This is a genomic window from Streptomyces sp. NH27, assembly GCF_056859195.1.
Map to the genome: position 1 here is coordinate 1 of NZ_JACEGK010000869.1, position 1,730 is coordinate 1,730.

The window sequence follows — 1,730 nt, forward strand, 5'->3', positions numbered from 1 at the left end:
GGCCGTGCAGGCCGGCCCAGAAGGTCTCGGTGAGGATGCCCGGGGCGTCGCCGGCGGCGAGCGGCTGGACGACTTGACGGTTTTCGCCGAAAGCGTCGCGCAGGGCGGCGGGGGCCTCCGGGGTGGCGAAGGGCAGGTCGACGGCGTGGGTGAACATCACGTCGTAGAGCGCCGGGCGTTCCCGTGCGAAGGAGATGTACGCCGCTCCCACCGCGGCGAGGGCCCCGCGGGCGCCGTCGGTGGCGGTGCGGGCCGCGCGCAGTTCGGTGGCGAGTTCGGCGCAGCCCTGTTCGGCGACGGCGGCCATGATGGCGCCCTTGCCCTTGAAGTGGCTGTAGAGGACCGGCTGGCTGTACTCGATCTCGGCGGCGAGCCGCCGGGTGGTGACGGCGTCCCAGCCCTCCGCCTCGGCGAGCTCCCGCGCGGTCGTGATGATCAGCCGCTCGCGCTCCGCTCGTTCGCGCTCCCGGCGCGTATGGATCGACATGACCCGATTCTAGCATCGCTAGAAATCGTGCCGTTGATCTGCTAGATTCGCTCTCGTCCCTAGCGATGCTAGAAATTGGAGCCATGGCATGACCGCCACCGCGTACACGCTCGCCGTCGTCCTCGACCTCTTCGTGCTGTTCATCGGGGCCCGGTTCCTGATCCAGCCCCGGCCCGCCGCCGCCGGATACGGCGTACCCGCCAAGCCGGACGGCGACCCGGCCTTCCTCACCGTCAAGGGGCTTCGGGACGGCACGTTCGGCGTGCTCGGCCTGATGCTGCTGATCCTGGTGGGTGCCCGCGCCGAAGCCTGGTACATGGTGGCCGTGGCACTCATACCGCTCGGCGACACCCTCATCGTGCTGCGGCACGGCGGCGCCCGGGCGGTCGCGTTCGGCATCCACTTCGCCACCGCCGTCGTCGTCCTGATCAGCGCCGGCCTGCTCTTCGCCGTCTGACCGGCCCGGGGGCCGCCCGAACCGGCCGAACCGGTCGTACGACGCTGGCACGGCGCCTCGTACGGCGCTCGTACGGCCTCGTACGACGCTGGCGCGGCCCTCGTACGGCCCCCTCGTACGGCCGCGCGGGGGCGGGAGTACGGCGCCGCCGACCCGTCCGACCTGCGGACTTCCGGCAGCCGTGCGACGGTGGAAACGACCTCCGAGCCAGCACGGCCGGTGCGCGAAAGGCGGAGTGCCATGACCCATCTCTCCGGTGATGCCCCAGGAGGCGCGCTCGCCGCGCTCGCCCGATCCGCCTGGCAGGTACTGCTCGCCGCCGGAATCGCCGCGATCGTCCTGGGCGCCATCGTCCTCGCCTGGCCCAGCTCGACGCTGCTGGTGGTGGGCATCCTGTTCGGCATCTACCTGGTGGCCAGCGGCATCCTCCAACTGGCCGGCGCCTTCGGCCCGCACGTGCCCGGCGGCATGCGGGCGCTCTCCTTCGTCACCGGGGCGCTGAGCGTGCTGCTCGGGTTGATCTGCTTCCGCGGCGCCGCGGAGTCGCTGCTTCTGCTGGCACTGTGGATCGGGTTCGGCTGGCTGCTGCGCGGGATCATGATGCTCGCCGTCGCGTTCTCCACCGAGGATCTGCCGGCCCGCGGCTGGCAGGTGTTCTTCGGCGGCATCACGCTCGTGGCGGGCATCGTGCTGATCGTGTCCCCGTTCGGCTCACTGACCGCCCTCACGATCGTGTCCGGCGTGTGGCTGATCGTCCTCGGCGTGGCCGAGGTGGTGCACGCGATC

General features: G+C 71.4%; 3 protein-coding genes. 2 read left to right on the top strand and 1 reads right to left on the bottom strand.

Annotated features, from left to right (window positions below; genetic code table 11):
* Positions 1 to 487, bottom strand: a 487-nt coding sequence (locus AC13HU_RS36640; protein WP_483046317.1) for a TetR/AcrR family transcriptional regulator, incomplete at its 3' end; no start/stop codon positions are given.
* 88 nt (positions 488 to 575) lie between these two features.
* Between AC13HU_RS36640 and AC13HU_RS36645 the strand changes: the two genes are divergently transcribed.
* Together AC13HU_RS36645 and AC13HU_RS36650 are read left to right on the top strand one after the other, a co-directional pair.
* Positions 576 to 944, top strand: coding sequence for a DUF4267 domain-containing protein (locus AC13HU_RS36645; protein WP_483046318.1), 369 nt, complete (start codon positions 576 to 578; stop codon positions 942 to 944).
* Positions 945 to 1,184: 240 nt separating this feature from the next.
* Positions 1,185 to 1,730, top strand: a 546-nt coding sequence (locus AC13HU_RS36650) for an HdeD family acid-resistance protein (protein WP_483046319.1), incomplete at its 3' end; no start/stop codon positions are given.

Coding starts and splice junctions, on each gene's coding strand:
- AC13HU_RS36645 (WP_483046318.1), top strand. CDS start 576: ATGACCGCCACCGCGTACACGCTCGCCGTCGTCCTCGACCTCTTCGTG.